The organism is Brevundimonas sp. RM1, from assembly GCF_052907225.1.
The window spans coordinates 1-20,495 of record NZ_JBRERY010000018.1; the positions used below are offsets into that span (position 1 = coordinate 1).

Below are 20,495 nucleotides of genomic sequence, written 5' to 3' on the forward strand. Positions count from 1 at the left end.
CGCAGGATCCCGATGATCTGCTCTTCCGTGAATCTCGCTCGTTTCATTCCGTCCGTCCTTTCAAGGGCCGGACTCTAGCTCCACGTGGAGGAAATTCTCAGGGGCACGTCAAGAACTGCAGGATTCGTTGCTCAGACGCAGCTACCAACTCCGATCGGGGAGGCGGTGCCAAGCATCCCGAAAGTCGGCTAACTGGCCTCAGTTGAATGTCTGCTCTCGGCGCGCAGTCGACCCTATAGGTCCTGCCAGGGCGTGCCCTCATCCGCCATCCGGTTCAACAGCAGCTTCAGTGCGTTTTTTTCAGGCCGCGCGAGGTTGAGGTTCATCGTCGCAAGCTTGCGAAGTCCGGCGTCCGATTTGGGAGATAGCCAACCTCTCCGATCCACTGTCCTGCGAATGATCTCGGCCTTTGGCGCGATCGCCGGCAGGTGAACGTCAATGTCGAGATCGGCATCCATCCGGGCGGTCGCCCGCGCGTCTTTCCGTTCTTCGTTGGCTTCGTCGGCATCCAGCATCAGGAAGCCCGGAAGGGGTGGTACATTGAAAGCTTCCGCCTTCAGCGTTTGCCAGCAGAGCTCGAACTTGCAGTATTCGCCAACGTTGCGGATGTGAGAAGGCGTCTGGCGGATCGCCGCAGCAATCTGAGGCGCCAGCTCGACTATGAAGTCCTGGAGCTCCTCCGGAACGGTCTGCGTGTTCCAGATCTGGGCCCAGTTCAGCGACGCACGGCCTTCATCGATGACATGCTGCGCCAGCCAGGCCAGAGTGTACGCCACGGTCTGAGATTTATAGCCGCGGTCCAGCTTGTACCATTCGGCCCCCGCAATGAACCTGTCGGTCCAGCGGAAAACGAGCGCCATTGCGCAGGCGTTGCGGTACCAGGTTTCGTTATACCGGGTCGGAGAGGCACGCCACACCTTGGCGGTCTCGTCGGCGAAGGCCATGAAGGCCTTCTGGGCTGCTCTAGACACAATGTGCGGCTGTCGCTCGAACGTCAGGACATATTTCGCAAGATCGGTCTTCTCGATCAGCTTGTCCTTGGGAAATTCGAGCTGATATTTCTTCTTTTCGGCTGGTGTGGCGTAGGCCATGCCATCGCGATACTGGCCGCGGGCGCGTTCGTAGAACCACTTGTCGCCTGTCATCGCGCCGGCCTGTGGAGGCGCCGACAGGATGCGTGAGTAGCGTTCCATCTGCAGATGGAAAGGATGGCCCGAGAAAAAATCAGCCTCCGAGATACGGTTCTGCGTATTCGCGAACCGTGATATTCGGGGCACGACCTGGTCAATTAGATCCGGGGGCACCACCGACAGCTTCATCTGGACATGAACCCTATCTAGCGCGGCCTTGCCAACATCCTTGGCGTAAAGAATCGAGGCTGTGGTCTGGCCGCCATTCACGATCTGAAGATTGTGGATGGCTGCGATGCCAAGCTGGCCCTCGTCGAGGGTGCGCAGCTCTACGCCGGAGGCTGTCGCCGTCAGACCGTTATTGTAGGCGAAAAACATCTCGGGCGTCTTCTTGATCGTCTCGAGAATGCCCTTGTTCACCTTGGTGCGGGCCTGAAGGTAGGTGCGGACATTCTGCTCAAGCAGGCGCGCACCGTAGAGCCCGAAGACTTCGGCGAGGACCGCGCCCGGGATCGCCAGGAGATAGGACTGGTGTTCGGCCGCGTCGGTTGAGGCCTTTAGGCAGGGCAGGGCGGCGCCGGCGATAGAGGCAAGGTCGACCTCAATCGGCTCGGGCGACTTAAAGCTCTTCTGGATGTCGAAATAGCGGGTTGCATCAAGCACGCTGTAGACAACCGGCAGGCCGGCGATCTCCGTGGACACCTGTGGCGGCCGTCGCGTGGCAAGGCGCGCATTGCTGAACAGAACGACACGCACTCGCCGGATGGAGTCCCGCGCGAGATAAATGGGGTAGGCGGCGGTGAAGGCCGGGCTGGTTTCCTCGATCGAGTTGATGAACGATGTAGAACAGGCGTTCTCGAAGAAGTTGGTAGCCTGTTTGAGAGCAGAGCTCAGCCGGTCGTTCTGGAGCGATTCAATCCGGGTTCCGTCGCGATAGTCGCAGACCGCAAGATAGAGCGTCCCGCGGTCGCCATCGAACGCGTGACCGTCGATCCGATGTGGCCGGCTGCCTCCTTCGCGGCGGCAGTGTGAATACTCCAGGTCGATGGTGTCGCCATTTTCCGAGGCTGCTTCGGCATAAAGCTCGAAGAAAGCTTCCTGCTGGAAGATGCCGCGTGCTTCGGCCTCGAGCAGGATGTCCTCGCGAAGTTCATCGAAGGCGTCCTGAAGATCACTCATGTGATGGCTCCCCGAATGCTTCATCAACGCTGACCAGGTAAGGCTGGCAATCACTTACCCGTATGGAATATTTGACCTGATCAACCCCAGGCCGCAGCTCTGCCCGTTCGATCCGGGGGAAGGCGTCCTTCACCTCGTAGTAGGCGCGATCAACGAGGATCCAGCTCTCCTCATCATATTCGGCACGCTCCTCATATCCCGCCTCCAGAAGTGCGATGTCGAGTCGTTCGGCCGATCCGGAGCCGGTCCTGCCCGCGGCTTCGCGCACCTCTCCAACCAGACTGTTGAGTGTCCGCCCCGAAGCGCCTCCAGCCGCGAGCGGCGCGATACCCTGATTGCAGATGAGAATCCGTCCCTGAACCGGGTCCAGCTGGTCCTCCGAGGAAATTCTGATCCGGCGATCAGCGGTAACGACCTGCGTCTTCACCTCAAAGATGTTCGTTCCCAGAACAAAGTCCTGCTCGTCGCCGCCGGGGCCATTCCAGCACCTGATCGCAGCGTTCCAGCCGAGCTTTGGAGCAAGGACATCACGAAGGAACAGGAGTTCTCCGACCAGGCCGATGCGCTCTGGCTTTGACAGTCTGCGATCTGCCTGCCGGCGAAGCATTTCCTGCCAGCGATGGAGCTCATCGAGCGTGGTGACCAGACCCTGCCTTGACTGACCTGCAGCCAGGTTCTCGGTTGCGAGCAGGAGGCTCTTGCACATCAGCGCAAAGTTGCGGAAATCCGCCGCGCGCCTGAGAACCAGCGACAGCCGCGCACGCCCACCCGACAGCTGTTCCAGATCGCAGGTCAGGGCTGTCATTTTAGGCAGATCCAGCGCATCCGGTTCGGCGCAGTCGGCATCCAGTTGAAAGATGTAGCGGTCGCGGTGATCGCGGCCGATCCGGAAGTCCAGCGGATGGGCGCTGTCGGCGAGCCGGACGTTACGCGCGCCGACCTCAGCAGGTGCGGTGATCTCTCCCCACTCAGTCAGCATCCTGCGCCTCCGCCAGGGCTTCAGCGTCGTCATCCTCCTCGTTGAGATAAAGCTCGAGCTGATGGCGATAGACGGCGTTAACCTGGTACGTCCGCTCCTTGGCGGGGCGTCGCGTCTCCGGCAGGCAGAACGACAGGGTTACGACGGGCCCATCGAGAGCAAGCATGTCATCGTTCGCAGCCCCTTCTTTCCGAAGGGTCGCATTGAAGGCGTGGATCAGCATCATTGGGCGCTCACGCACGGAGCACGCGGCCCGTTCCTTCCTGTATTCACCCTTTTCGTAGCGTTCTTCGGCAAGTTTTTTCTGGACGTCAGTCAGCCCGATCTGGGCGTCGCCAGGGTCGGCTACCCTGTTTTTGCTGCCGTAGATCCGGTATACGCCGCCGAGAACCGTGCCCTGATCGCGCGAGCGGAAACGCACGCTCTGTCCGCCAAACGCCTCTTGGTCGCCGCTTTGACGCATCGGCAGGACCACGTCCCACTCGGACAGTTCGTCCGCCAGGCGATCTTCCACATAGTCGTGAAACAGCGAATGATCGGAGATGGCCGCGAGATCGGTGTGATCGACGAACCGGAACCTGTCGACCAGTGCGAGGACCTGCCGCCCCTTCGCCGTCCAGGACATATAACCTTTGCTGCGATCTTTGGGCTCCCCCAGCGCCTTCAGGAACTCTTCGACGGCCTGTCGATGTTGAACGCCGGTATCGCGATCGTTGGGAAGCGCGAAGCCTTCGATATGACGGGCCGAATAATCCTGAGCGATGCGCAGCTTCTCCGCGGTGCGCATCTTGTTGGCGGCCGTTACCCGAATGGCCAGCGGCGACTGTCGAACCTTGAGGCCAAAATCGCGCGGCGTCCGGCGTGCGGCCTGCATGCGCTTGATCTCGCTTCTCAGTTCCTCTGTCGCCTCATCGACATACTCGTAGTGGTCAAGCGATATTTTCGGCAGGTAGAGCCGGCAGATATCTTCATACCCCGGCCGGTAACCGAACCAGCGCGCCATTTGCATCAGCGTGTCGCTCGCTGTTGCGTTGCGCAGCAGATAGGAAACGGTGAGACCTTCCAGCGTCAGGCCGCGCGAGAGCGCCAGGCCGCCGACGGCAATCACGTGCAGACCGTCCGCCTTGTGCAGGGAGTAGTCGAGTTTGCCGCCCTTCATGTTGACGGTGCGGACCTGGATTGACTGGACGCCCTCATTGAGGGTGGTCAGAACATCTCTCCAGGCCAGTCCAGTGTCGTCGAACTCCTGCTCGAAGCTCGCTTCGATGTCTGACATCACCTCATCGTTGAAATCTTCAGGCGGCAGGCCAGCATTGACGTCAACGGAATCACGGATCTCGTTGAGGTAGGCGTAGACCAGGCCCAGGACCTGCTCCTGAACTGCATTGAACCTGCTGACATTGATCATCATCGAGCAGTGAGACGCGCCCTTGCCCTGGAGGACCCGGATTGCCCGCGTTATGCAGAAAACCCGAATGGCGTGCTCAAGGCTCAGGGGAAGCGCGCTGAGGACGTGGCTGCTCTTGTGACTGAGTGGCAGCACTGTGTGGTAGTCACCGATGGTGCGCACCATGCGATCACGAAGGTCGCCGCCCTCGCGGAAAATACGATGGGCGCCGGCGTAGTTGGTGGGCGGGTCGAGGGCTTTTATGAAGTTGCCCGGGAACAGGTCGTCATTCTCCATCTCCTCGGTTGTTTCCGGGTCGATGAAGATGTTGGCGAAGGGCGTTGCGGTGTAGCCGACGTATGCGGAACGGGGGAACCTGGAAAGAATCTGTCGGATGATCCCGTTGATGGCCGTGGTGCGTTTGGGATCCTTAGCCGTGTTTATCGAGGCGTTGTCCGCCTCATCATCGATAAGCAGCAGCGGCAGGTCGTAGCCGCCGGTCTCGCCCTGCTTGTCGATCCATTCCGCCAGTCGTTCGAGGATGGCCTTGTTCTTCTTGGTGACGAAGATCATCGGCTCCTTGTGACCGGAAAGCCCGAAGTACATGCCATCCCGACCACTTGAGAAATCGGAGACGCGCGTCGTGCCGTATGAGGGGATGCGACGGGTCTGTGCGAAGTTCTGGATTGGAAGTGACTGCTGCGCCGCCGCGCCAAACATCGAGACCTTGCCGATAAAGGTTTCGTCCAGTCGCTCCTGAGTCTGCGCACGCAGTGAGTTGGTGATGCCGGCCAGGAGAATTATGACTCGATAGCCTGCGTCTGCGGCTTTGCAGATCAGCGCTGAATAGTTGGTCGTTTTGCCAGACTGGACGTTGCCCATGACCATGCCGCGGACTGCGCCGTAGCTTTCATCCTTCGGATTTCCGCACTGGTCGAGAATCTCGTCGGTATCGGAGTCGAGCGTCGCCAGGACGTGGGAGGGCAGTGTCCCGGTCTCAAGGTAGTATTTCCTGAGTCGGTTCCAGTAATAGAAATCGAGACTTCCCCGCTTGGTCCCCAGCCAGGGTCGATGATCTCTTGTAATCACCGCTCCGCGACGCTGGGTAACCGTGAAGCTGGTTTCAAGTTCACGGACGATCAGGTTGACGGCTGACTCGTCGAGATGCTGGAATGGTCCGCTGCGGACCATGTCGCCAATCGCGCCCTCTGGCAGGCCAATGCCCTGGGCGATGCTCTCGCCATGGTCGCGTGTGATGGTAGCGCGGAAATACGCAAGCTCACTGTCAAACATTCACTGCCACCCTTTATCCTTGAGGTGCTGCGCTACGAGAGCTCCCTGGCCAGACCATGGTTCGGTCACAGCGAGGATTTCGCGCAGCTTGCTGAAATTGTCTTCCGCCCGCATCAGGAGCGCGGGGAGGGCCGTGTCGAGTTTTTCGATGAAGGTGTCGCGGTCGACCGCGCTCTGGTTCATCATGTGAGAGCGTGTGGAATAGTCTTCGCCGATGCTCACGACAGGAAAACAGTCTTCGATGATACCGAGCGCCGCCGTGAATGCTTTTGCCCGTTCGGGATCGTCATCCTCGAGCATGCCGGCAATGAGCGGATGCTCGCGGTTGAGGTAGTACCGTACCTCGCCGTTGCGAACATATTTGGCCCACACGGATACCTTGCCCGCCTCTTCCCTGATTCGACCGCCGCGAGACTGGAAAACCCGGCCGGACTTGCGCTTCAGCCCCTCCACAATGTCCTTCAGCCGGTTCTTCAGGCCGGTGGGAAGCTGAGCATCTGCCTTGTCGAGCGTGATCTTCCACATGGCGTCGAGCGAGTTGGGAATGTTGACCGCGATCCGGACAAGCTGCGACAGCTCGCCGTGCCGGACGAGCCGGAACCAGGTGCCGTGCATGATCAGTCTGTGCTGTCGGTAAATGTAGAATCCCTGATTCCGGACAAAACCCTCCTCGCCTCCAAGCTGGTCATGCTCTCGTGCCGTCACCTTGGAATAGTGCGGCAGGATGAACGCCTGGACCTCGACCGGCTGGCCGTCGAGCGTCAGCATTTCCTTCGGCTGCGCCTGTGTTGCGTCATGCGTACGAAGGAAGGGATCGACAGGCTTGAGCCGGTCGCCATTGAAGATGACCGTTAATCTCCTCAGGCCCTCTTCGCCGCCCAGGTAGCGATGAAATGTCAGAGATATCTGTCGCTTTGCGTGAGCGACAAGGTCATTGAACCCCTTGCCCGCCACCTGCCCGAACTCGGACAGCCGATCACATTTCAACCAGACAATTTCCGTTCCGTTACGCTTGAGCAGCTGTTCGCTGGCAAGGGCGCGGATTTCGGCATCTTCGAGAATGCCCATCTTCCAGTCTGCAAGATCGTCGAGGTCCCAGGAGGCGCCGGCAAGTTCACCCTCGTGATGTGTCAGAACGACAAGGTGCCGGCACTGCGAAAGAGAAGCAGATTTCATACCCCAGCCGAAACGGCCGAGATCGTCAGGCGCGCGTTCATCGTCCGGATTGGTGCTCGCTGGCCGCATGGCGCGGTGAAGCTCTTTTGCACGCATTCCTGTACCGTCATCGAGGATGCGGACTTCCGGGCCATCGGCCTTGCGCAGGCAACGAATTTCGATGTTGCGCGCCTGCGCCTTGATGCTGTTGTCCAACAGATCGGCGAGCGCGCTCGACAGATCATAGTTTCCGAAGCTTCGCGCCGAAGTCATCAGCGACGCTGCGTCGGGAGGATTGCTCAGATACTTCACCGTCGCCCCCAACAATCCCGTCCTGCCCGTTTCGGGCAGAGCCAAGGCTCCCCTGTCGTTCAGTTCAACTGTGGTGATTCCCGCCAAACGGCCCCCATCACCTCGAGATGATCATACCGGCCCGATCTCAGACTTCCAGGTAGAATCCTCAACCGGGGGTTTATAGTTATCTCTGACGGAGGCGGATGCCTCGAAGCCCCCTGAATCGCCGTTCACAGAGAGCTTCCTGTCTGCTCAGCGCCTGTTTCTGATAACTTCGACCCTTGAGGCCTTGCCCACACGGTCTCTGGCTCTGAAGCGGTCTGCAGATGCGACCATGTGGTCCAGAAGACGCCGCTGCGCTTCCGGGTCCGCGATGAGGCTTCGGACCACGGCAGAGGCCATGCGCAGGCGTTCCTCGAGAGGGAGGCGGCTTGCAGGCAGTCCGGCCGCCTGCCGGTCCCGTTGGCGCGGTCGATAGCCCTTGACCTCCAGGCCCATGGCGCGGGCCTGGATCCAGACCTCCCGCCGAAACGTGTCGTCGCCGTCGACCTTCAGCCGCGTCCAGCCGCGGTGCTGCGCGACCCTGAGCATGTCGGCGATCGTATCAGGATATGTCCGGTCCGTGGTCAGGCGGCGACCCTGGTCGCGGAACGCGGGATCGGGCGTGCGATGATCGCGATAGAAGCGTTCGGGCCGGCCCCTGAGGTCCCGCTCGATCAGATAGCGATCCAGAACGGCCTGAGGCAGGTCGCCCTTTGCGGTGGAGCGGGGTTTCGCCTCGCCCCGTCGTGCACGGTCAGGCGTGATCTGGTTGGCGGAGGCTGTGGTCTCCTGGTTGAGATGTGAAGCGGCGGGCTGGGTCATGCGTGACGCTCCAGGTGGGCTGGTTCGGCCGCCATCACGCGGTCGAGCCAGTCGCGGACCTCGCCTTCGGAGGCGCCATGCGACGGCGGGGGGAGGCCTTCTTCGGCGAAGGCCCGGACGATCGCGTCAATATCCATGTCGACGTCTTCCTGTGTCGGAGGGAGGTCTGGGAGGGGCGTCGTATCGGAGGCGGGCGCGACCGCCGGGTCGATCCGCGGAGCCGGGCGCAGGCGGCGACGGAAGACGGCCTCCCTGTAATAGGCGATCTTCCGGCCGCGAACGGCCGGCAGACCGGCCTTGAGGACGATCAGGGCGGAAGCCGGCATCTGCAGAAGCTCCTGAGGCAGCATCAGGGGCCGACGCTGGTCGGAGGTCGTAACGGAGCGGCGGCCGGCGCCGAGGCCTCCGGGGCGGCTGCGGCTGAGTGCGGCGTAAGTCCAGGCGCCGATCCGCTCGCTGAGGTCCTGCGCCGTCTTCAGGTCCTTGGGGCCGAACACCACCTCCACGCCGCAGTTGGCGAAGATGTCCTCGGCGAGGTCCGGGCCCTAGACCGCCCTCAGCTGGGCCGGGCTCTGGATCACCGGGAGAAGCCGAAGGCCGTAGCCGGCGACCCAGGAAAAGGCGTGGGCGAGGGCCGGCGCCGGGCCCAGCCGGGCGAACTCGTCGAGCAGGACGAGGACGGGTCTGTCGGACGGACCGGGCAGCGATCGGCTGTTCAGGTCCACCAGCTGCTGGAACAGGAGGCTGTAGAGCGGGGCGACCCGGATCAGATTGTCGGGCGTGGCGCAGAGATAGAGCGACGTCCTGCCGGATCGCAGGTCGCGCAGGTCGAAGTCGCTGGCGCTGGTGGCGGCGTCCACCCTCGGGTTCAGCCAGAGACCCATGCGGGTGGTGATGGTCTGACGGATCGATGAAAAGGTGTTCTCGCTGGAGGCGCAGAAGTCGTTCAGCGCCGAAACACATCCGGCGGGCAGGGGCCGGCCTTCACGACGGCGCGCCGCGATGGCTTTGGGGAAACGAAGCCGGGGATCGTTCGCCGTCAGCTGGCGAAAGATCTCGCCGAGGGTGAAGGGCAGGTCCGGCGTGGCGGCGACGTAGGCGCCGACCCCGATGAAGCCGGTGCGCGCCGCCTCCGACCAGAAGGGATCGGCGTGGTCGTGCCCGGGAAAGAGCATCACCGCCATGCGCTGGAGTTCGTCGAGCACGGCCAGGGCGTCCAGCCGGTCCACGTGTCCCAGCGGATTGAACCGGGCCGTGCGGCCATCCGCCGCCAGCGGATCGAACATCAGAACCCGCTGGCCGCATTCAGCGCGGTAGCCGGCCGTGGCCTCGAAGTTCTCGCGCTTGATGTCCAGAACCACGACGGAGCCGGGCCAGGACAGAAGGTTGGGAATGACCACGCCCACGCCCTTTCCCGTACGGGTCGGGGCGTAGAGCATCACATGCTCCGGGCCGTCGGCGATCAGGAAGCCGCCATGTTTCGCACGGCCGAGGATGATCCCTTCGCGGGCGCGCAGGCCCGCTGCGCGCTCTTCTGATACGGTCGCCCAGCGGGCGGCGCCGTGCAGCGGCGGGCGACGGCTGAACAGGATGGCGGCGACGAAGAGGCTGGCGAGGAGCGCTGAGACGCCATGGCCTGCCAGAAGCCAGCGGCGCACATGCGGGTCGCCGCGGTAGTACCAGAACCAGGCCGGAACCCGCCGCGGATCGATGTCCCCCGTGAGCTGGCCAAGGCCGGTCAGGGCAATCAGCGCCGCGCAGACCGTGATGAAAAGGAGGATGGCGAAAACGCCGATCGCCAGCCTCAGCGCCCTAGAGGGCGCGTCGCCTGCGGTGCGGTTCATGCCAGACCTCGGTCATCTGAAAGCGCCCGTCCACCTTCTTCATCTGCACCACCACGTCGATCAGGAGGTGGAGAAGGGCGCGGATGTCGGCGCGCGGCAGGTCGCGACCGCCCTCCGACTCCCGGACCAGAAGCGTCAGCTGCTCAAAGGCAAGGGCCGCCGAATCCGCATGGACGGTGGTGATCGAGCCGGGGTGGCCGGAGTTGACGTTGCGCAGGTAGAAGAAGGCGCTGCCGTCGCGCAGCTCCTGAAAGAGGATGCGGTCTGGCCGCATGCGCAGGGCGCTTTCCAGCAGGGCCCGGGCGCCGACCGGGGCGAGGCCGTGACCGTCCTTCGAATAGACCATGTGCACCAGATTGCGGTGCGGGGCGGTGAGTTCGCGCGTGTCCTCGATGGTCAGCAGCCGCTCATGCCGCGGGATCAGATCGATCAGCCCTCGGGCGAAAGTGGTCTTGCCCGATCCCGTCGCGCCCGAAATCAGGATGTTGCGACGCGCCTCCACGGCGAGGCGGAAGAAGGCCGGCCAGACGCCCTGATCGCGCAGCCGGATCAGTTCGGCGTCAACGGCGTCGATCTCTCCCTCCCGCGCGGCGCCGGTCGCCCCGAACAGGCCGGCGGCCTCGAAATCCTCAAGCGTCAGGCGTCGATGCGAGGGTTTGCGGATGGTCAGGGACACCGTGCCTTCAGGGGCCACGGGCGGCAGGACGATCTGGCAGCGTTCGCCGCCCGGCAGGACCGTCGAACAGATCGGACGGTCGGGGCCCACGTCCTGTCGGGTGAAGGCGGCGGCCGCGACGGCCAGGGTGCGCAACCAGGGCTCCGTCAGGTCCGGGATCCCATGCCAGGTCCACCGTCCCTGCCGCTCGACCCCCGCTTCGCCCGGCCGGTTCACCACAAGCTCGGTCACGTCGTCGGGCTCGAGCAGGGGCCGCAGCGGCGCCAGATAGTGGTCAAGGACGGCGGTCCCGGCCATCAGCGCGGCCTCAGCCGATAGACGGAACTGAAGTCGAGGTCCTGGGCCACGAGGATGGAGACCTCCGCTCCCTGGTCCTTTCTCAGCGTGGGCGGTATGCCGACGCTGTCCTGCAGGGCGATCGAGGCGGCGTCGGACGGCGTACGGATGATCGAGCGGTCCGCGCCGGCGTCGACCGCAGCCATGGTCGCGCCGTCCACGATGCTGAGAAGCAGGGCGCCGCTGAAGCGCTCCCGGAAATGGCTGTCGATCCGCCCCCCGATCCCCGCACGGCCCAGGGCGTCGGCGGCCGGCGAGGCGAGGGCGATCGCCACGCCTTCGGGCGTCACCGCCCGCGTCCACAGGACGAACAGCCGGCCGCGGCCGCGCTGCAGCCCGGAACGGTATTCGCCCAGAACCCGCGTGCCGCGGGGCATGAGCACCACCGAGCCGTCGTCGGACCAGACATCGCGCGGAACAATGCAGCTGACATAGCCCGGCGCAGCGCTGTCCATGGCCGTCTGAAGGAGGCAGGGCACGGTCGTCCCGGCGATGATGAGGAAGCGGCGGTCGGGCAGCCGGCCGGCCTCGGCCCGGCGGACGGGGCTGATCTGTCGCAGCTGATCAAGCACGCCGGGGCCGCCGTCAGGCGCAGGGACGGCCGAGGACGGCGGGCCGACGGGAGCCCGGCCTGCATCGGCGCCCGACCGGCTGTAGGCCAGCACCGGCGCACGTCGGGCGCTTTCGGCAAGCGACTGTCCCTGCCCGTCGGATGCTGGCCCGACATGGCCGGGCGAAGACGGGGTCGCGTCGGCGATCGCCGGGATCACGGGTTCGCCGGTCAGCGACGGGGCGTCCGGATCCCCGGGCCGCATGGACAGCAGGGGCGGCTCGGCGGGACGGCGCACGGGCTCGAAAGGGACCAGCTGGCGCGCGGGTTCCTCCGGCGCCGGGCGGGCAGGGCGGTCGCCCCGGTCCCATGTGGCGAACAGGAAGGCGCTGCAGCCTGCGGCCAGCGCCGCCAGGGTGATCCAGCGGCTGCGCAGGCCGCCGGGGCGGCCGGCGATGGGGGAAACGCCGCGGTCGTTCGTGACGCAGTCCGGCTCCGGACCAGTCGGCGCGCCGTTCCCTTCAGGCGCCCGCGGATGGTCGGTCGCGCTCATGATGAGGCTCCGGTCGCCACACGGTCGATCTGCGGCGACGCCGTGCCCGTGGGCGAACCTTTGGAGTGGTCGTCAAAGGTCTCGTTGAACAGGCAGAGCACGGCCTTCCCCCGGCGCAGCCTGAGGCCGCGCACGACGCCGTGGATGACCACGAACTCGCCCCGCACGTCATAAGGGACAAGGCGCTCGGTCGCGCCGTCCATTTCGAAGATGGCCGGGATGGCCTGACCGCCGGGAAAGCGCATCACGGTGAAGCGGCCGTTGTCGCTGATCTCGCTCGGCTGCAGGGCGGAGGCGCCCTGCGCCGTCCAGGCCAGATTGCGCGGACCCTCCAGCGCGCCGCGGGCCAGTTCCAGGCCGATCAGGCGGGTTTCGGCGGCAGCCGCCGCCTGTGTGAGCGCGGCTTCGGCGGCCCCCTGTTCGTCGGAGGGATAGCGGAAGCGGACCTGCCAGGCGGCGCCGGCGCCGCCGCCCGCGCTCAGGGCGAAGGCGTAGTGGCGGGGCTCGCCAGCGCGGTCCGTCACCACCAGCAGATTGGTCGGGGCGTGACGTTCGCGCGGTTTCAGGAACAGGACCGACCCTTCCGCCGCGATCTCCCAGGCGACGCTGTCGCCGATCGCGGCGTGGCGGATGGTCTCCTGCGGGGAGAAGATGATCTGGGTGGCGGTGCGAAAGGCTCCCTCGATCGTATGGACGGCTCCGGGCGTCCAGGTCAGTTCGCGGATGCGCCCGTTCTCCTGGGCGAAGGCGGGCGCCGCAAGGGCGAGGACGGATGCGCCGAAAAGCGCGGCGAGCGGTTTCATCGGATCACCTCCGGATCGGAACGATAGGTCAGGACCTGAAAGCCCAGCGGATTGCGCAGCCGGTCGGCCTCGCTCATCGGCGCGCGGGTCCAGGCGAAGGCGACGGTGGCGATCCAGTCGCTTTCCTCGGTCTGCTGCGCCTGTCGCACGGTCCGCCGGAACCGTACGCTGGCGACCTCGGGACTGATGAAGCTGATGGCGCGGATCGACACCCCTGCCTCAGCCTGGGGCCCATAGAGGTTCTGCGGGCTGGCGGGATTGGTTCCCCGGAACAGATCGGCCCAGCGCCGCTGTTCGGCCGGAGCCGACAGGATGGAGACCTGCCGGAAATCCTCCTCCGCCGACGCCTCCAGATAGCCTTCCCGCGACCGGACATAGCGGGCGATGAAGTATTTGCTGACGGCCTCCTCATAACGGACCGGCCCGCTCCCTTCGGCCAGGCCCCGGGCCAGGTCCACGGCGCCGGTCGCCTGATCCACCCGGATCACGAAGGGCTCCACCGTCTTCAGCGGCGTCAGGCCGGCCACGGCGACGACGCCGGCCATGGCCAGGGAGCCCGCGGCTGCGGCGACGCACCAGGCCAGGCGGCGCGACCTCAGGGCTGAGGCCAGCCGGTCCTGGTCCCAGCGCTTCGCCTCGGCGAAATACCGCTTCAGGTCCCCGGAGGGCGCGCCGGTCATGCGCAGCCCCCGGTCGGGGGAGCGGCCGGGCCTGCGTCTGACGGCGGGGCAACTGCGGGTGAGGACGGCTCAAGGACCGAACCATGGGGATTGGCGGGGCGGCGGCTGAGGCCGTCGCAGACCGGCAGGGGACCGGCTCCGGAGGCGGCGCATCCGGCGCAGAGCAGGAGGGCGAAGAGCAGAATGGACGTGCGCATGGTTGATGTCCCTGAGGTCAGCGTGACTGGGGTCGGATGGAGCCGCCGCCGCGCGGCGCAGCGCGACCGGCCTCGGACGGACCTGAGGCCGGGCCGGGTCGTCCCGGGCCGCGGGATACCGCGTTGGCGAAGTCGGCGAGGCCGGCGCTTGCACCGCCCGCCACCCCTGCGGCTATGGCCGGGGTCTGGAGGAAGAAGATCGCCCCCAGCAGACACAGGGCGATGAAGATCAGCCCGCCGATGATGGGGTCGGCGTTCTCGATGGCGCTCCACTGATCCCTGACCAGGGCGAGCACCAGCTGGAACAGGGTGATGAGCAGGGCGAACAGTACCAGATAGTTCACCGCCTGGCTCAGCCAGCCGAAGAAGTAGCGCCGGGTGGCGTCGAACAGGGCGCAGGCGATGAAGATCGGGCCGAGCGCCACCAGCAGCGCCAGCGCCGTCTTGGCCACCATGACGATGCCGAACCCCAGGGCGCAGGCCAGGGCGCCGACGACCAGGACGACGACGGCCACGACCCAGGGGCCGGGATCGAACACCGAGCCCTCGCGGGCGATGGTGTCGCCCAGGTAGCCTGTATAGGCGAGGAACTGGTCGAAGGCGGCCCCGACACTGGGCGCATCCGCCCCGCTGATCGCCTGGGTCAGGGCGTTGGGCAGATCGACGAAGAGCGGCTGGGTGACGAAGGTGGAATAGGCCGCCGTGGTCGCCAGGGCGTAAAGCAGGGCCAGCTTGATCGAGCGGATCGCCAAATCCATCACGGGCTCGCTGATCGCGCCTCTGAGAATGGCGTAGCCATAGAGCAGCACATAAAGGACCAGGGCCACGCGCAGCGGACCGTCCACGACCGCGATCACCGACGACAGTCGCTCGCCAAGGAAGACGGTCAGGCGCTCATCAATGAACACATAGCTCGGCTCGAAGACGCGAAGGCTCATGGTCCAGGCTCCATGGATGGCTGCGGCGGCCGGCCTGACGGAATGCGGGTCACCGGATCACCCCGGCCCAGGCCGCCAGACGGGCGTCCCGCGCAGCGGCAGCCCGCTCGCGCAGGCGCTGCTCTTCAAGCCGGGCTTCCGCCTCACGGGTCAGGGCCAGACCCTGCAGCCGGACCTGTTCATTCTGGATCAGGGCCTGTTCGGCCGAGATCCGGGCCTCCAGATCCCACACCGCCCGGGCGCTGGGGGCCGTGTCGAGCGCCTGACGAAGCGTTTCAAGTCCGGCGACGCGGCGGTCGGCGGCTTCGCTGATCGCCTCGCCCATCGCCAGATCACGCGCGGTCCGGGCGCCGGCGCGGTCCAGCGCCTCGTAGTAATATCGCCCGACGTCCGGGATCCCGTCCGCCGGCGGCGAATGAAGGCGTGTTTCGGCGCGGATGGCGTCGGCGCGTCCCGCAAGGCCGCCGAGCGCGGAGAGGTCGCCCTCGGCTGCGGCGCGGATGTCCCGGAGCTCTGGAAGCGGACTGCGCACTTCGGGCAGGCCGAGCTCCTGCGCGACCCTGTTCACGTCCGAAAGGTCGTTCAGACTATCGAACAGGGCCTGACCCTGCCGGACCTGTTCGCGAAGCTGTTCAAGCTGGTCCAGGGCGGTGCGCGCCTCGCGGACCAGCTGGGCGTAGGCGGTGGGATCATGGACGATATGCTGGGCCTCGGACGCACTGGCGAAGGTCGTCAGTGCGGCGGCCAGGGCCGCGATGCGGTGGCGGTTCACAGGCGTCTCCTCTGATGATGGAAGGCGTCCCGCCACTGCGGCCAGGCGTCGCCGTGTTCGGCCCGGAGCCGATCCAGAAGGGCGACGGTCCGGGCGCGCCCGGACAGGACGGCGAGCGCGTCATCAAGGCCGCCGAGATCGAGTTCGACCACCACGCTGGCGTGGCCCTGGCGGATGAGGAAGCGACGCGATTCCGGCGCCAGCTCCTCCCGGATCAGGCGGAACTCCTTCTGCGTGAGGCCGAAGCCGTCGATGTAGTCGCGGGCCTGGCCGTGGGGGTTGGGCAGGAAGATCTTGGTGGCGCACTGCTCGAGGATGGCGGGCGCGATCGGAGAGGCCAGGGCGTCGGAGGGCGACTGGGTGCCGAAGATCATCACCGCGTTCTGCTTGCGCCAGGTCTTCAGGCCGTCCCGGGCGAGGCCGGTGAAGGCGGGGTCGCCCAGCGCCTTCCAGAACTCATCGATGTCCAGGACGAGCCGCCGCCCGTCCGCGCGCTCGCCGATCCGGTGCAGCAGATAGAGCATGACCGGGGCCCGCACCTCCGGATCGTCAAGAATGGTGGTGATGTCGAAGCCCACGAGACGCGCCTCCAGCGAGAGGGCGTCCCCGGCGTTGTCCAGCACCCAACCCAGGGGCGCGCCATGGGCCCAGCGCTCCAGACGCGCGCCGATCCCGCCGGCATCGGCCTGACCCAGCAGGCTCCTCAGGGCGCCGATGGAGCGCTGGTCGCGCGGAAGGGCCTCCAGCGCCCGCACCCCATGCTCGATGGCCCGGATGTCCAGGGCGCCCAGGGGTGCGTCCGGACGCTCGACCAGGGCGCGGACCAGCCGGACGAGGAAGGCGCGGTTGCCCGGCGACGGCGGCAGGGCCCGGAAGGGCGCAAAGCCGGTCGGTTCGCCGGACCTCAGCGCCAGATAGTCGCCGCCGCTCGCCCGGACGAAGATCTCCGCGCCCCGGTCCCTGTCGATGAAGATCTGCTGGGCGCCGAAGCGCTCCATCTGGGCCAGAAGGAAGTTCTGCACCACCGTCTTGCCCGAGCCGGACGGGCCGCAGATGAAGGTGTGGCCGAGATCGCCCACATGCAGGCTCAGGTGGAAAGGCGAGGCCGCCGTCGTGCGCAGCACCGCCAGGGCCTCGCCCCAGTGGTTGCCGGACGGGCGACCGCCGGGGTGGTTGTGAAAAGGCGCCAGCGCCGCGAAATTGCGCGAGGTGATGGCGGCGGGGCGGGTGCGTTTCGAGAAGTTTCCGGGAAACTGCGCCCAGAAGGCCGCCTCCAGTCCGAGGTCCTCACGTGCGGCCACCAGGCCGGAATCGGCCAGGATCCCGCGCGCCTGCGACAGGTTTTCCGCCAGGGCGGCGGGGTCGTCTCCATGGACGAGCACCGAGGCGTGGTGTTCGCCCATGACGAAGCGGTTGCTGATCAGATCGTCCAGCGCCTCGTCCAGCCCGTCGATCTGGGACGCCGCGCGGTCGCGCGACGAGATCATCTGGTTCTGTTTGCGCTCCATCACCGCCCGCGCAGCGGGGGTGGAAAGGAAGGCGAAGGACTGGGTCGCGACCAGGGGGAAGCGGGCGCCGAGCAGACCGTCCCAGAGACCGGGCCGGGTGGAGGAGGGGTATTCCTTGATCGCCAGCATGCCGGCGAACCGGGTGTCGGCGACGTCCCGGAGTTCTAGGACCTCGCGACCGAAGATCACCCGGGACGCATAGGCGGCCTCGCCCAGATGGCCGCAGGTCAGGGGCACGCGCTCCGCCCGGCCGGTCAGCACCAGCCGGATCAGTTCGAGCGGTCCGGAAAACCACAGGCCGTCCTTTTCATAGAGCGCAAGCCTGCGCGGACCGTAGCGCTCAAGGAACTGCATCAGGTCGCGGGCGGCCTCTTCCAGATGCCGCAGTCGGGCCGCATCGACCTCCGCCCCGCCGCGCCGGGCGGCCCGTACACGGCGCACCAGGGCGCCAGCACGGTCGCCGGCTTCCCGTCCCGGATGCAGGACCAGGGTGAGGAAGAGTTCGTTGACGAACAGCCGGCGCTGGCCGGCTCGGGCGTCCCAGGCCGCTGACAGTTCCCTCGCGAAGTCCGAGACGTGGCCCGTCGAAGGCTCGAGCCGGACATTCCTTCGCACCAGGTGGTGCCAGACGGCGAGCCGCTCGTCGGCGAGATTGCGCCAGGTCTGGTTGAGGCGGACATGCCAGTCGTTGATGTCCCGGACATCGGCCGTCTCGAAACCGACCCCGTCGAGCCTGAGCGAGAGCATCAGCGCTCCGCTGTCCAGGGCGATGACGTCCTCGGTGACGTGACGGGCGTAGGGCAGGGCGGCCCGAACGCCAGGCTCCTGTTTCAGCCGTCGGAACGGGACGCCGCCCTCAGCCATGACGCAGTTCCCGGACCGTCAGGCGGCGCACCAGCGGCAGGGGCGTAGGCGACGCCCCGCCCCACACCGCGCCGTTCCTTGAGCGGCCGCGCGTGTCCAGCCAGACGAACAGAAGCCGGAAGGCGTTGTGGTCGACCCGGCAGATGGCGCGAAACACCAGATGAAGGGCCGGAGCGACGAGCAGGTAGACAAGGCTGCCGCCGATGAGGAAGACGATCCCGGACAGGATGATGTTGACGCCCATGGCCTCCATCGGGACGCCCATCACCATGGCCGGACGGGTGCAGGCCAGGAACAGGGCGTCCTGCATCAGACGCTCTTCAGACATGACCGCCTCCCGCCAGAAGGCTGGCGCCCGCCAGGGCGCCGAGGGCGAGGCCGCCGGCCGCCCGCGCCAGGCGGCCGGGAGACAGGAGACGAATGCCAGCCATGAGGAGCAGGGCCGCGGCGAGAAGTCCGGTCGCACCGACGGGGACGGCGGCCATCAACCGCCTCCGGTGATCAGGCTGACGATCTCCGCGGCGCCGAAGACCACCACTATGCCCAGAACCACAATGGCCGCCCGGCGCAGGTCGAACAGGCCGAACATCCACAGCACGCCGACAATGACCACGGCCAGGACCGCCAGCAGCCGGGCGGTGTTGCCGGTCAGAAGGTCCACCACGTTCTGCAGCAGTCCCTCCACATTGGCGGCGGCGAAGGCGGGGCCGGCCGCCGCCAGGCTGACGGCGCAGGCGAGGGTGGCCGCCGCCGCGTGACGGCGGCGGAAGGACGCACGATGAGACATGGCAGGACGCTCCGGCAGGGTGAGACGAAAAGGCGAGGAGGGGGCTGATCCGGGCGCGGTCGAAGACATCCTGCGCCCCTGGGGCCGCGCCCGTGACGAATGGGGGCGAGAGGGCCTGCGTCCGGGACGGGGATCCGGCCGATGTCAGCGAGAGGCGCACGGCGGCCGCCTCGACCCTGGCCACATAGCCGTTGCGCAGGCCGCGGCGCGCGTCCCCGGTGTTGTAGCGCGACAGGGCCGTTCGCAGGGCGGCCTGACGCTCAGCCGGGGTTTCGCCAGCGGGGCGGTAGCCGGCTTTCAGCACCACGGCGGCGGCGGCGAGGTTCCGGCACGGCTCGAAGGCGTCCTCCACGGTCAGGCCCAGCCAGCCCAGGTTGCGGCTGTTGATCTGGGCGAGGCCGAGGTCGAGGTTTCCGCCGCGGGCCAGAAGCGCGCGCGCCGTGCGAACGGCTTCGGCGCGGTCACGCGGCTGACGGTTCAGGCCTGCGCCGCGGTTCACCCCGATCGCCAGAGGATCGAACCGGCTTTCAACGAAGGCGACGGCGGCCATCGTCTCCGGCGCCACGCCTGGCGCACAGGCCTGCGCCAGCGTCAGGACGGCGATCAGATCGAGCATGACGCCTGACCTTCAGGATACGATGGCGGCTTCGTGCGGGACCGCAGCACGTCGGGGCCGGTTTCAAGCGCGTCGCAACGGGCCAGCAAGGCGGCGGCCTGCACCCGGGTGCGGACATCAAGGGCGCGGCAGGCGCGTGAGAGGTGTTCATCGACGGTGCGAGACGACACCCCCAGACGGGCTGCTATGCCCGCCGAGGACAGGCCTGTCGCCGCCAGCTGCAGGCATTCCCACTGGCGAAGCGACAGGGCGTCCAGGGCCTCGGCGGGGGCGGAGTGAGGGCAGGAACCAGACATGGCTCCAGCAAATCCTCACCGGACGATTGCGGCCATCCCGCAAGCCTGCGTCCGTAGACCTCCGGTGGGACCTTCAGCTTTCGTCCGGCTGGTCGGGCTTCACCAGTCTATCGACCCCCGACGCCAGCCAGGCGCGGGCGTCCCGGTCGCGCTGGACCGCGAGCTCGCCCAGATCCCTGAATACGCGGTTGAAGGCGTTGATCAGCGTCCGCACGTCAAGGGCTGCGGCGACCTCGCCGTGATCCTGGTTGAAGTCCTGCAGCGCCACCATCACGACCGTCATCAGCTTGTTGTCGGCGCAGCGCAGGGCGAACTCGGGCGAGCCGAGGCTCAGACTGGCCACAATGGCGTAGGGATCGCTGTCCGTGGCCTCGGCGAAGCGGTGGATGCGCTCCAGGTTCACCCGTCCGGCGCCTGCCTCGAAATGCTCATAGGATCTCTGCGCCATGTTCATCCGCTCGGCCACATCGCCCGCCTTCATCCGGCGATGGGCGCGGATCAGGCGCAGGCCGGCCGACAGGGTCTCGCTCTGGGACTGGCGCTCCTTCGGATCCATGATCGGTCCCCCTTTCCGGGGTCGCGCCGGCGACGTTGCGCCCTGCGTCCCTCGCTTGCCGGTTGAAAAATGGATCAGTCGGAGCACAAATAAAAGCTGATAAGAAAGAAGCTGCATCTTTATTGCGGCGTTTCCGCAACCGGCGTGGAGTTGCGATGAAGGCGAGAGAAGGAAACCTGAAAGGCGTCGATAATCAGGCAGGTTTTTCTGAAACGCTCTGAAAAGACGGGGGCGCGGA

General features: G+C 66.2%; 16 protein-coding genes and 2 pseudogenes. All 18 read right to left on the reverse strand.

Going from position 1 to position 20,495, the window contains the following annotated elements:
* Window positions 1–233: 233 nt before the first annotated feature.
* The 18 genes and pseudogenes from ACU5AP_RS13370 to ACU5AP_RS13455 all read right to left on the reverse strand — a co-directional run bounded on the left by ACU5AP_RS13370 (window position 234) and on the right by ACU5AP_RS13455 (window position 20,257).
* Window positions 234–2,309: an AIPR family protein gene (locus tag ACU5AP_RS13370; RefSeq protein WP_446681341.1), complete on the reverse strand. Its 2,076-nt coding sequence runs from the start codon at window positions 2,307–2,309 to the stop codon at window positions 234–236.
* Complete coding sequence (locus tag ACU5AP_RS13375; protein WP_446681342.1) at window positions 2,302–3,288, reverse strand: PD-(D/E)XK motif protein; 987 nt, start codon at window positions 3,286–3,288, stop codon at window positions 2,302–2,304. The genes ACU5AP_RS13370 and ACU5AP_RS13375 overlap by 8 nt, the downstream gene beginning before the upstream one ends.
* The gene (locus ACU5AP_RS13380) at window positions 3,278–5,968 is read right to left on the reverse strand and encodes a Z1 domain-containing protein (RefSeq protein WP_446681343.1); all 2,691 of its coding nucleotides are present in this window, start codon (window positions 5,966–5,968) and stop codon (window positions 3,278–3,280) included. Before ACU5AP_RS13380 ends, ACU5AP_RS13375 begins: the two co-directional genes overlap by 11 nt.
* Window positions 5,969–7,480: an ATP-binding protein gene (locus ACU5AP_RS13385; RefSeq protein ID WP_446681344.1), complete on the reverse strand. Its 1,512-nt coding sequence runs from the start codon at window positions 7,478–7,480 to the stop codon at window positions 5,969–5,971.
* A 189-nt stretch (window positions 7,481–7,669) separates the two neighbouring features.
* Complete coding sequence (locus tag ACU5AP_RS13390) at window positions 7,670–8,281, reverse strand: LPD7 domain-containing protein (RefSeq protein ID WP_446681345.1); 612 nt, start codon at window positions 8,279–8,281, stop codon at window positions 7,670–7,672.
* Window positions 8,278–10,125 (reverse strand): annotated as a pseudogene (locus ACU5AP_RS13395) (type IV secretory system conjugative DNA transfer family protein). The gene ACU5AP_RS13390 and the pseudogene ACU5AP_RS13395 overlap by 4 nt, the downstream one beginning before the upstream one ends.
* The gene (virB11, locus tag ACU5AP_RS13400) at window positions 10,094–11,098 is read right to left on the reverse strand and encodes a P-type DNA transfer ATPase VirB11 (protein WP_446681346.1); all 1,005 of its coding nucleotides are present in this window, start codon (window positions 11,096–11,098) and stop codon (window positions 10,094–10,096) included. The pseudogene ACU5AP_RS13395 and the gene virB11 overlap by 32 nt, the downstream one beginning before the upstream one ends.
* Window positions 11,098–12,240, reverse strand: coding sequence for a type IV secretion system protein VirB10 (gene virB10 / locus ACU5AP_RS13405; protein WP_446681347.1), 1,143 nt, complete (start codon window positions 12,238–12,240; stop codon window positions 11,098–11,100). Before virB10 ends, virB11 begins: the two co-directional genes overlap by 1 nt.
* Window positions 12,237–13,043: a TrbG/VirB9 family P-type conjugative transfer protein gene (locus ACU5AP_RS13410; protein WP_446681348.1), complete on the reverse strand. Its 807-nt coding sequence runs from the start codon at window positions 13,041–13,043 to the stop codon at window positions 12,237–12,239. Before ACU5AP_RS13410 ends, virB10 begins: the two co-directional genes overlap by 4 nt.
* Window positions 13,040–13,723, reverse strand: coding sequence for a virB8 family protein (locus tag ACU5AP_RS13415; RefSeq protein WP_446681349.1), 684 nt, complete (start codon window positions 13,721–13,723; stop codon window positions 13,040–13,042). Before ACU5AP_RS13415 ends, ACU5AP_RS13410 begins: the two co-directional genes overlap by 4 nt.
* Before the next feature lie 214 nt (window positions 13,724–13,937).
* Window positions 13,938–14,858 carry a type IV secretion system protein gene (locus tag ACU5AP_RS13420; protein ID WP_446681350.1) on the reverse strand — a complete coding sequence of 307 codons (921 nt, stop codon included), beginning with the start codon at window positions 14,856–14,858 and terminating at the stop codon, window positions 13,938–13,940.
* A gap of 49 nt (window positions 14,859–14,907) precedes the next feature.
* Window positions 14,908–15,630: a type IV secretion system protein gene (locus tag ACU5AP_RS13425; protein WP_446681351.1), complete on the reverse strand. Its 723-nt coding sequence runs from the start codon at window positions 15,628–15,630 to the stop codon at window positions 14,908–14,910.
* Window positions 15,627–18,002 carry a VirB4 family type IV secretion/conjugal transfer ATPase gene (locus tag ACU5AP_RS13430; protein ID WP_446681352.1) on the reverse strand — a complete coding sequence of 792 codons (2,376 nt, stop codon included), beginning with the start codon at window positions 18,000–18,002 and terminating at the stop codon, window positions 15,627–15,629. The genes ACU5AP_RS13425 and ACU5AP_RS13430 overlap by 4 nt, the downstream gene beginning before the upstream one ends.
* A complete protein-coding gene (locus ACU5AP_RS13435) occupies window positions 17,995–18,330 on the reverse strand; it encodes a type IV secretion system protein VirB3 (RefSeq protein ID WP_446681353.1) in 336 nt (111 codons plus the stop codon). The genes ACU5AP_RS13430 and ACU5AP_RS13435 overlap by 8 nt, the downstream gene beginning before the upstream one ends.
* A 156-nt stretch (window positions 18,331–18,486) precedes the next feature.
* On the reverse strand, window positions 18,487–18,789 hold the full coding sequence (locus ACU5AP_RS13440) for a TrbC/VirB2 family protein (protein ID WP_313040026.1): 303 nt from the start codon (window positions 18,787–18,789) through the stop codon (window positions 18,487–18,489).
* Window positions 18,790–19,051: 262 nt separating this feature from the next.
* Window positions 19,052–19,405 (reverse strand): annotated as a pseudogene (locus ACU5AP_RS13445) (lytic transglycosylase domain-containing protein); the annotation flags it as partial.
* On the reverse strand, window positions 19,393–19,701 hold the full coding sequence (locus ACU5AP_RS13450) for a helix-turn-helix domain-containing protein (RefSeq protein ID WP_446681354.1): 309 nt from the start codon (window positions 19,699–19,701) through the stop codon (window positions 19,393–19,395). The gene ACU5AP_RS13450 and the pseudogene ACU5AP_RS13445, both read right to left, overlap by 13 nt.
* A gap of 73 nt (window positions 19,702–19,774) precedes the next feature.
* Window positions 19,775–20,257 carry a helix-turn-helix domain-containing protein gene (locus ACU5AP_RS13455; RefSeq protein WP_446681355.1) on the reverse strand — a complete coding sequence of 161 codons (483 nt, stop codon included), beginning with the start codon at window positions 20,255–20,257 and terminating at the stop codon, window positions 19,775–19,777.
* Window positions 20,258–20,495: the final 238 nt, after the last annotated feature.

What these genes read in the sequence shown, in the direction of transcription:
- ACU5AP_RS13420 (WP_446681350.1), bottom strand. Translation starts at nt 14,858, where the DNA reads ATGAGCCTTCGCGTCTTCGAGCCGAGCTATGTGTTCATTGATGAGCGC.
- ACU5AP_RS13450 (WP_446681354.1), bottom strand. Translation starts at nt 19,701, where the DNA reads ATGTCTGGTTCCTGCCCTCACTCCGCCCCCGCCGAGGCCCTGGACGCC.
- ACU5AP_RS13435 (WP_446681353.1), bottom strand. Translation starts at nt 18,330, where the DNA reads ATGTCTGAAGAGCGTCTGATGCAGGACGCCCTGTTCCTGGCCTGCACC.
- ACU5AP_RS13375 (WP_446681342.1), bottom strand. Translation starts at nt 3,288, where the DNA reads ATGCTGACTGAGTGGGGAGAGATCACCGCACCTGCTGAGGTCGGCGCG.
- virB10 (WP_446681347.1), bottom strand. Translation starts at nt 12,240, where the DNA reads ATGAGCGCGACCGACCATCCGCGGGCGCCTGAAGGGAACGGCGCGCCG.
- virB11 (WP_446681346.1), bottom strand. Translation starts at nt 11,098, where the DNA reads ATGGCCGGGACCGCCGTCCTTGACCACTATCTGGCGCCGCTGCGGCCC.
- ACU5AP_RS13455 (WP_446681355.1), bottom strand. Translation starts at nt 20,257, where the DNA reads ATGGATCCGAAGGAGCGCCAGTCCCAGAGCGAGACCCTGTCGGCCGGC.
- ACU5AP_RS13415 (WP_446681349.1), bottom strand. Translation starts at nt 13,723, where the DNA reads ATGACCGGCGCGCCCTCCGGGGACCTGAAGCGGTATTTCGCCGAGGCG.
- ACU5AP_RS13370 (WP_446681341.1), bottom strand. Translation starts at nt 2,309, where the DNA reads ATGAGTGATCTTCAGGACGCCTTCGATGAACTTCGCGAGGACATCCTG.
- ACU5AP_RS13440 (WP_313040026.1), bottom strand. Translation starts at nt 18,789, where the DNA reads ATGTCTCATCGTGCGTCCTTCCGCCGCCGTCACGCGGCGGCGGCCACC.
- ACU5AP_RS13410 (WP_446681348.1), bottom strand. Translation starts at nt 13,043, where the DNA reads ATGAAACCGCTCGCCGCGCTTTTCGGCGCATCCGTCCTCGCCCTTGCG.
- ACU5AP_RS13390 (WP_446681345.1), bottom strand. Translation starts at nt 8,281, where the DNA reads ATGACCCAGCCCGCCGCTTCACATCTCAACCAGGAGACCACAGCCTCC.
- ACU5AP_RS13380 (WP_446681343.1), bottom strand. Translation starts at nt 5,968, where the DNA reads ATGTTTGACAGTGAGCTTGCGTATTTCCGCGCTACCATCACACGCGAC.
- ACU5AP_RS13430 (WP_446681352.1), bottom strand. Translation starts at nt 18,002, where the DNA reads ATGGCTGAGGGCGGCGTCCCGTTCCGACGGCTGAAACAGGAGCCTGGC.